The organism is Kitasatospora sp. GP30, from assembly GCF_029892145.1.
GTDB classification, from domain to species: domain Bacteria; phylum Actinomycetota; class Actinomycetes; order Streptomycetales; family Streptomycetaceae; genus Kitasatospora; species Kitasatospora acidiphila.
Genome location: NZ_JARZAH010000082.1, coordinates 1 through 10,014, shown reverse-complemented (window position 1 = coordinate 10,014; position 10,014 = coordinate 1). Strand labels below are relative to the sequence as shown.

Sequence of the window (10,014 nt, the reverse complement as noted above, 5' to 3'; positions counted from 1 at the left end):
CCCTTCCGCGTCCTCGAACAACACCTCGACCGGCAACCCCAACAACCCGCACACCTCGTCCAACACCCGCGCGAACACCGGGAAGACCCGATACAAGCCCCGACCCATCCCCACCCACTGACCACCCTGACCAGAGAACACAAACGCCGACTTGCCCGGGGAGGCAGCAGTGCCCGTGACGATTCCGGGTTCTCCGCCGATCAGCGCGTCCAGGCCGGCCAGGTCCGTCAGCACGGCACGGTGCGGGAACCGGGCCCGCGCGGCCAGCTCCGCGGCCACCTCGGCCGGTGTGACCTCGGGGTGCTCGACAAGGAACCCGCGCAGTCGGCGGGCCTGGTCGCGCAGTGCCGCGTCCGACTTCGCCGACAGCAGCCACGGCACCGGCACCGCGGCCGCAGGGGCGGGCGTGGCCGGATCCCCGGCCGGTGCCTCCAGGATCACGTGCGCGTTGGTACCGCTGATGCCGAACGCCGAGATGCCCGCGCGACGCGGGTGGCCGTTGTCGGGCCAGGGCCGGGCCTCGGTGAGCAGCCGGACGCTCCCGGACTCCCAGTCGACGTGCGAGGTCGGCGCATCAACATGCAGCGTCGGCGGCAGTTCACCGTGCCGCATCGCCATGATCATCTTGATCACACCAGCCACACCGGCCGCCGCCTGGGTGTGCCCGATGTTCGACTTCACCGACCCCAACCACAGCGGCTCGGAACGGTCCTGACCGTACGTCGCCAGCAGCGCCTGAGCCTCGATCGGATCGCCAAGGGTGGTACCGGTGCCGTGCGCCTCCACCGCGTCCACCTCGGACGGCGCCAACCCGGCGTTCGCCAGCGCCTGACGGATGACGCGTTCCTGCGACGGACCATTCGGCGCGGTCAACCCATTGGACGCCCCGTCCTGATTCACCGCAGAACCCCGCACCACCGCCAGCACCCGGTGACCGTTACGACGGGCGTCCGACAAACGCTCCAACAGCACGACACCCGCACCCTCACCCCACGCCGTACCATCAGCCGCCTCGGCGAACGCCTTCACCCGGCCGTCGACCGCAAGCCCCCGCTGCCGCGAGAACTCGACGAACCCCGCCGACGTCGCCATCACCGTCACACCGCCGGCCAGGGCCAGTGAGCACTCCCCCGAGCGCAGCGCCTGCGCCGCCAGGTGGATCGCCACCAGCGACGACGAACACGCCGTGTCCACCGACACCGCCGGACCCTCCAGCCCCAGCAGATACGACACCCGCCCGGAGGTCACACTCGTCGCCGTACCCGTCGAGAGGTAGCCCTCCAGGTCGGGCGGCTGTGCCCCGCCGCCATAGCCCGAGGACCAGATGCCGGTGAAGACGCCCGTCTGGCTGCCCCGCAACGACGTCGGATCGATCCCCGCATCCTCGAACGTCTCCCACACCGTCTCCAGCAGCACCCGCTGCTGCGGATCCATCGCCAACGCCTCACGCGGCGAGATCCCGAAGAACGCCGCATCGAAGCCGCCGGCGGCGTCGAGGAAGCCCCCTGACTGCGTGTACGACCTCCCCGGACCACCCGCCGGATCGTAAAGACGCCCCACGTCCCACCCGCGATCCGACGGGAACCCACCCACCGCATCCACCCCACCCGACACCAGACCCCACAACTCCTGCGCCGACCCCACCCCACCCGGATACCGCGCCCCCAACCCCACCACCGCCACCGGATCACCCGACACCGCAACACCAACCGGCACGGGTGAGGCAAGGGCCTGGCGCCGGGCGCCGACCAGGAGGTTCCGCAGGTGGCCGGCCAGCGCGTCGGGGGTCGGGTAGTCGAAGGTCAGCGTCGCGGGCAGCCGTACCCCGGCGACCGCGGACAGGCGGTTGCGCAGTTCCACCGCGGTGAGCGAGTCGAAGCCCAGGTCCTTGAAGGCCCGCTCGGCGCTGACGGCCGCGGTGTCGGTGTGGCCGAGGACCGCGGCCGTCTGGCCGGTGACCAGTTCCAGGACGCGGCTGTACTGCTCGGTCTCGGGCAGGGCCGCCAGTTCCCTGCCCAGGCCCGGCCGGTCCGTGCGCCGGGCGGGCCTGGTACGGGTGAGGCGGCTGAGCAGGGGGCGGGTGGACGCCGCCGACAGGTCGAGGTGTGCCGGGACGAGCGCGGGATCGGCGGCGCCCAGGGCCAGGTCGAACAGTGCCAGCGCCTGGTTCGTGGGCATCGGCAGCACACCGGCGCGGGCGAGGCGCTTGCGGTCGGTGTCGGTGAGGTGTTCGGTCAGCCCGCTGGCCTCGGCCCATTGTCCCCAGGCCAGCGACACGCCCGGCAGACCCAGGGCACGCCGATGCACGGCGAGGGCGTCCAGGAAGGCGTTCGCGGCGGCATAGTTCGCCTGGCCCGGGCCGCCCAGCACACCGGCGGCGGACGAGAAGAGCACGAATGCGCTCAGGCCGAGGTCCTTCGTCAGCTCGTGCAGGTGCCAGGCGGCGTCGGCCTTGGGCCGCAGCACCTGGTCGATCCGGCCGGGCGTGAGGGATTCGACGACTCCGTCGTCGAGCACGCCGGCCGCGTGCACGACCGCGGTCAGCGGGTGCGCGGCCGGGATCGAGTCCAGTACTGCCGCCAGCGCGTCCCGGTCGGCCACGTCGCAGGCCACCACCTCGGCGTCGAAGTCCACCTCCGCCGCGGTCCTGCTGAGCAGCAGCAGGTGCCGGATGCCGTGCCGGTCGCGCAGGTGCTGGGCGACGAGGCGGCCCAGTGTTCCGGTGCCTCCGGTGATCAGCACGGTGCCGTTCGGGTCGAGCGGGCCGGGTGCCGGGGCAGCTTCGGCCCGTACCAGGCGGGCGGCGTGGGCGGCGCCGTCGCGGACGACGAGCTGCGGTTCGTCCCCCGCGACGAGGACGCGGTCGTCGGTGTCGACGAGCACGAACCGGTCGGGGTGTTCCGCCTGGGCCGCGCGGACCAGGCCCCAGACGACGCTGGACGGCAGGTCGACGGGGTCCGGCCCAACCGCCCCACGGGTCACGACGGCCAGCCGGCCGTCCCCGTTGCGCAGGAAGTCCTGGAGCACGCCCAGCGTCTCGGCGGCGACGGCGTGCGCGGCCGCCACGGGGTCTCCCGCCGGGGGCGTGACGTGGTGGACGGCCGGGGGTTCGCCGGTGCTCCCGACGGGCACCCAGTCGAGGCGGAAGAGCTGGTTGGTCCCGGCGACCGGCAGGCCCGGCGGCCGGTGGCGCACGGTCAGCGCGTCGATCACCGCCAGCGGCCCGGATTCGTCGGCGAGCGCGACCCGGAAGGTGTCGGGGCCGATGGGTGTGAGGCGGACCCGGGCCGTGGAGCCGGCTTTCCGCATCGACACCCCGGCGAAGGAGAACGGCAGGCGGCCGGCCGCCAGCAGGGTCAGCGGCTGGAGTGCGGCGTCGAGCAGCGCGGGGTGGAGACCGAAGCGGTCGCGGGTGTCGGCGGGCAGCGCCACCTCGGCATAGAGCTCGTCGCCCTGCTGCCGGATCTCGCGTACGCCCGCGAACACCGGCCCGTACTCGTAGCCTTGGGCGGCGAGGATGTCGTAGAAGTCGGTCAGGTCGACGGGCTCACCGGTCGGCTGCCAGGGCTCGCCTGTGTCGTACGGGTGGGGACGGTCGCCGGTCGCCAGCATGCCGGTGGCGTGCCGCAGCCAGGTGCCGCCCGTCCGGGAGTGCACGGTGACGGGGCGTCGGCCCGTCCCGTCCGGTGCGCCGACGACGACCTGGACCGGCACGGAACCGTCGTCCGGCAGGATCATGGGGGCTTCCAGCACCAGTTCGTCCAGGACGTCGCAGCCGGTCTGCCGTCCGGCGTGCATGGCGAGTTCGACGAACACGGTGCCGGGCAGCAGCACGGAGCCCAGGACGACGTGGTCGGCCAGCCATGGCCGGGTAGCCGTCGAGAGCCGCCCCGTGAGCAGGACGCTCTGGTCCCCGGCCAGTTCGACGACGGCCCCGAGCAGCGGGTGCCCGGCCGAGTCCAGTCCCGCCGCCGACACGTCACCCTTCGCGGCGGCGGGATTCAACCAGTACGGCCGGTGCTGGAAGGCGTACGTCGGCAGCGGGACATGGTGGGGCTCGCAGGGGAAGACTGGCGTCCAGTCGACGGCCACGCCTTGCGTGTGCAGGCGCGCCAGGGCGAGGTGGAATTCCTGCCTGCCGCTGCCGCGGCGCAGCGTGCCGGTCACAACGCCGTCCATCACCGGCACCAGTACGGGGTGCGGGCTGACCTCCACGAACACGCCGTGCCGGTCCTGCGTAAGGGCCTCGACGGCGAGGTCTAAGCGTACGGGTTCGCGGAGGTTGCGGTACCAGTAGCCGGCGTCGAGGGCGGAGGTGTCGATCTCCTCGCCGGTGACGGTGGAGTAGAACGGGACCGTCGCCGAGTGGGGCGTGATGTCGGCCAGTTCGGTGAGCAGTTGGTCGCGGATCGCCTCGACCTGCGCGGAGTGGGCGGCGTAGTTGACGGGCAGGCGGCGGGCGCGGATGCCGTCGATATCACAGGACGTCAGCAGTTCCTCCAGCGCGTCCAGGTCGCCCGACACGACGACCGAACCGGGGGCATTGACCACCGCCACCGTCAGCCGGCCGTCCCAGCGGGCCACGAACTCGGCGGCCTGCTCATGCCCGAGGCCCACCGACGCCATCCCGCCCTGGTCCGCCAGGGCGACCAGGGCCCTGCTGCGCAGGGCGACCACCTTGGCGGCGTCCTCCAACGACAACGCCCCCGCCACATACGCCGCCGCGATCTCCCCCTGCGAATGCCCGACCACGGCATCAGGCCCCACACCATGCGCACGCCACAACTCCGCCAGCGCCACCATCACCGCGAACAGGGCGGGCTGCACCACATCCACCCGCTCCAACGAGCCACCACCGACCAGCACCTCCACCAACGACCAATCGGTGTACGGCGCCAGCGCCACGTCACACGCATCGATCGCCTCCCGGAACACCGGCTCCGACCCGTACAACTCCCCGCCCATACCCACCCACTGCGCACCCTGCCCCGGAAACACAAACACCGACCGACCCGGCGAACCGGCCACACCCGTGATGACGCGGGGGTCTCCGTCGGCGAGGGCGGCCAGTTCCGCCATGAGGTCGGTCCGGGTACTGCCCACCAGGGCCGCCCGGTGGGCGAGCATGGTGCGGGTGGTGGCGAGGGCCCGGCCGATCGCGGCCGACCGGAGTCCGGGGTGGGCGGTGATGTGGTCCGCGAGCCGTCGGGCCTGGGCGCGGAGGGCGTCGTCCGTCTTGCCGGACAGCAGCCACACGGTGGGCTCCGCGGAGTCGTCCGCGGCGGGTTGTTCGGGGGTTTCTTCCGGGAACTGTTCGATGACGACGTGGGCGTTGGTGCCGCTGGCCCCGAAGGCCGAGATGCCCGCGCGGCGGGGACGCCCCGTCTCCGGCCACGGCCGGGCCTCGGTCAGCAGCCGGATGTCACCGGCGTCCCACTCGACATGCGGCGTGGGCTCCTGGACGTGCAGCGTCGGCGGCAGTTCGGCATACCGCATCGCCATCACCATCTTGATCACACCAGCCACACCGGCCGCCGCCTGGGTGTGGCCGATGTTCGACTTCACCGACCCCAGCCACAACGGCTCCACCCGGTCCCGGCCGTAAGTCGCCAGCAGCGCCTGCGCCTCGATGGGATCGCCGAGCGTCGTCCCCGTACCGTGCGCCTCCACCGCGTCGACCTCGGACGGCTCCAACCCGGCGTTCGCCAGCGCCTGGCGGATGACGCGTTCCTGTGAGGAGCCGTTGGGGGCGGTCAACCCATTGGACGCCCCGTCCTGATTGACCGCCGAACCCCGCACCACCGCCAGCACCCGGTGGCCGTTGCGCCGGGCGTCCGACAACCGCTCCAGCAGCACCAACCCCGCACCCTCACCCCACGCCGTACCATCAGCCGTCGACGAGAAGGGCTTGCACCGGCCGTCAGGGGCCAGGGCACGCTGGCGGGAGAACTCCGTGAACTGCAGGGGGGTCACGCTCACCGTCACCCCGCCGGCCAGGGCGAGTGTGCACTCCCCCGAGCGCAGGGCCTGCGCGGCGAGGTGGATCGCCATCAGTGACGAGGAGCAGGCGGAGTCGACGGACACGGCCTGGCCTTGGAGGCCCAGCAGGTAGGAGACCCGGCCGGAGGTGATGCTCGGCGAGATGCCGGTGGCGAGGTAGCCCTCGGTGTCGGGCGGTGCCTGGTCGGGGCTGCCGACGTAGCCGGAGGACCAGATGCCGGTGAACACGCCCGTCTGGCTGCCCCGCAACGACGTCGGATCGATCCCCGCATCCTCGAACGTCTCCCACGCGGTCTCCAGCAACACCCGCTGCTGCGGATCCATCGCCAACGCCTCACGCGGCGAAATCCCGAAGAAATCGGCATCGAACCCCGCCGCGTCCGCGAGAAAACCACCCGACCGCGCATACGACGTCCCGGGATGATCCGCATCCGGATGGAACAACCCCTCAACATCCCACCCACGATCAACCGGAAACTCCCCGATCGCATCCACCCCACCCGACACCAAGCCCCACAGCTCCTCCGGCGACCCCACCCCACCCGGCAACCGGCACCCCATGCCCACAATCACCACCGGATCAGCCCCACCACCCACCCCACCCACCGGCACCACCGACACCACACCCCCACCCGCACCGGAGAGTTCGGCTGTGAGGTGGTCGGCGAGGTCGGCGGGGGTGGGGTGGTCGAAGACGAGGGTCGCGGGCAGGCGCAGGCCGGTGGCGACGTTGAGCCGGTTCCGCAGTTCGACGGAGGTCAGGGAATCGAAACCGAGGTCGCGGAAGGCGAGTCCGGGGGTGATCGCGGCGGCGTCGGAGTGGCCGAGGACGGTGGCGGTGTGGGCGGCGACCAGGGACAGCAGGTCCGACGGGGGGGCCTTTGGCGTCGGCAGGGTCTGCGGCATCGAGAGGTCGGCCGTGGTCAGCGCGGGACGTCCGGCAGCCAGCGCGGTGTCGAACATGGCCAGGGCGCGTTCGATGCTGATGGGGCGGATGCCCTTGCGGGCGAGGCGTTGGCGGTCGGCCGCGGTGAGGTGGGCGGTCATGCCGCTCTCCTGCTCCCAGTAGCCCCAGGCCATCGACACGGCGGGCAGTCCGAGGGTCTGCCGGTGTGCGGCGAACGCGTCGAGGTAGGAGTTCGCGGCTGCGTAGCCGGCCTGGCCGGCGTTGCCGAGTACACCCGCGGCCGCGGAGAACAGCACGAAGGCGGCGAGGTGGTCCTCGCGGATCAGCTCGTGCAGGTGCCAGGCGCCGTCGACCTTGGGACGCAGCACCCGGTCGAGCTGCTCTGCGGTCAGCCGTTCCATGACGGTGTCGTCGAGCACGCCGGCCGCGTGGACGACGGCGGTGAGCGGATGCTCGGCCGGGATCGAGTCCAGTACGGCCGCCAGCGCGTCCCGGTCCGCGACGTCACAGGCCACGACCCGCACGTCGACGTCCCCTTGCGGCTCCAGGTGCGGCACCGCGCCGCCGCCGCGGCTGACGAGCAGCAGGTACCGCACCCCGTAGCGGGACACCAGGTGCCGGGCGACGGCCTGGCCGAGGGTGCCGGTGCCTCCGGTGATCAGCACGGTGCCGTCGGGGTCGATCGGCTGGGGGACGGTGAGGACGATCTTGCCGATGTGGCGGGCCTGGCTCATCAGCCGGAAGGAGGCGACGGCCTGGCGGAGGTCCGCGGCGGTGACCGGCAGCGGCTCCAGCGTCCCGTCGGCGACCATCGCCACGACCCTGGAGAGGATGTCGCCCTGCCGCGCGGGGTCGACGTCGTTGAGGTCGAAGGCCCGGTAGATCAGGCCCTCGGGTGAGCGGACGTCCGTCTTGCCCAGCTCGACGAACCGTCCGCCGTCGGCGAGCAGCCGCAGGGAGGCGTCGGTGAGTTCTCCCGCGAGCGAGTTGAGGACGACGTCCATGGCCGGGAACCGGTCGGCGAACCGAGTGTCGCGGGACGAACCGATGTGGTCGTCCGTCAGTCCGAGGCGCCGCAGGGTGTCCCACTTGGCGGGGCTCGCGGTGGCGAAGACCTCCGCGCCGCTGTTCAGGGCCAACTGGATGGCGGCCATGCCCACACCGCCCGCGCCGGAGTGGACCAGGACCCGGTCGCCGGGGCGCAGTTCGCCGAGGTCGAACAGTCCGTACCAGGCGGTGGTGAACGCGATGGGCACCGACGCCGCCTCGGTGAAGCTCCAGCCGTCGGGGATCGCCGTCAGGAGCCGGTGGTCGGCGACCGCGCGCGGCCCGAAGGCGCCGGGCATCATTCCCATGACGCGGTCGCCGGGCCGCCAGGCCGTGACGCCGGGGCCGACGTCGAGGACGGTGCCGGCGCCTTCGCCGCCCAACGGGGGCCGGTCCGGGTACATGGCGAGGGTGATGAGCACGTCGCGGAAGTTCAGACCGGCCGCGCGTACGGCGACCCGTACCTGTCCGGGTTCCAGCGCGGCCTCTTGCCAGGGCAGCAGGGCCAGGTCGTCCAGTTGCCCGGTGCCGGACTCGCTCAGCCGGTACGCGCCGTCGGGGGCGGTCAGTTCCGGCGCGTACCTGGCCTGCCGCGGCACGAGGACGCCTTCCTGGCGCAGGGCCAGTTCGGGTTCGTCGCCGGCTGTCATGGCGGCCCGGACCGCGTCCTCCTCGGACGCGTCGCCCATGTCGACCAGGACGAACCGGCCGGGGTGCTCGGCGGCGGCGCTGCGGACCAGGCCGCGTACGGCCGCGCCGGCCACGCCGCGGGTCAGGACGGCCAGGCGTGCGGCCCCCGCCCGCTCCGGCTGCTCGGCCAGGAAGTCCTGGACGATCGCGCGGGCCCGCTGGACGAGAGCGTGCACGGAGTCCGCGTCGGCTTCCGCGGTGAGTACCGGGCTCGGCACCACCTCGGTCGGTGTGCTCGCGGTGAGGGGCACCCACTCGGTGTGCAGCACCGCGGCCCGGGCCTCGGCGGCCGGACGGACGGTCAGCGCGGTGATGTCCGCGACCGGGTTGCCGGACAGGTCGGTCAGTGTCGCGCGGTAGGTGCCGGTGCCCGTGCGGACCAGGTGGACCCGGGCGGACGACACACCGGTGGTGTGCACGGTGACGCCGGAGAAGGAGAACGGCAGCCGGACCCGGGTGTCGGGGCTGAGCAGGATCAGCGGCTGGAGTGCGGCGTCCAGGAGCGCGGGGTGGATGCCGAAGCGGGCGCCGTCGGGGACGGACACCTCGGCGTACAGCTCGTCCTCGCCCCGCCACAACTTCCGCACGCCCCGGAACGCGGGTCCGTACTGGTATCCGAGTCCGGCGAGGAAGGCATAGAACCCTTCAGGGTCCACGGGTTCGGCGTTCCTCGCGGGCCAGTCGAGGCGACCGGCCGTCACCTGGCCGCCGAGAGTTCCGGACGCGTGGCGGACCCAGCCGTCGCCGCCCTTGGAGTGCACGGCGACCGGGCTGCGGCCGGCGTCGTCCGGGGCGCCGACCGAGACCTGGATGTCCGTGGGTGTGTCCGAGAGCGCGAGGGGCAGGTGCAGGACGAGGTCGTCAACGGTCCCGCCGGCCAGGGTGGCGAGTTCGAGGAAGGCGGTGCCCGGCAGCAGGACCGTGCCGTCGACGGCGTGGTCGGCCAGCCAGGGGTGGGTGCGGGTGGAGACGCGGCCACTGTGCACGGTGCTCCCGTCGGGCAGTTCGACGGTGGTGCCCGCCAGCGGGTGCCCGGTGCCGTGGTCGCCGACCGCGGGGGTGAGCCAGTAGGTGCTGCGCTGGAAGGCGTAGCGCGGCAGCCTGACGCCGTGCGGGCGGTCGTGCGGCCACGTCACGGCGACGCCCTGGACGTGGAGGCGGGCCAGGGCGGTGTGGAATTCCCCGATGGCGCCGTGGTCGCGGCGCAGGGTGCCGGTCGCCACGCCGTCCAGGTCCTGCACCAGCACCGGGTGCGGGCTGACTTCCACGAACACCTCGTGGCCGTCGGCGGTGAGCCGGGCGGTGGCCAGGTCGAACCGAACGGGTTCGCGGAGGTTGCGGTACCAGTAGCCGGCGTCGAGGGCGGAGGT

1 protein-coding gene is annotated in these 10,014 nt (G+C 72.7%); it reads right to left on the bottom strand.

The genetic code is table 11. The features are described 5' to 3' along the window. A partial coding sequence (locus P3T35_RS40005; RefSeq protein ID WP_280709815.1) for a type I polyketide synthase occupies window positions 1-10,014 on the bottom strand: 10,014 nt, incomplete at both ends.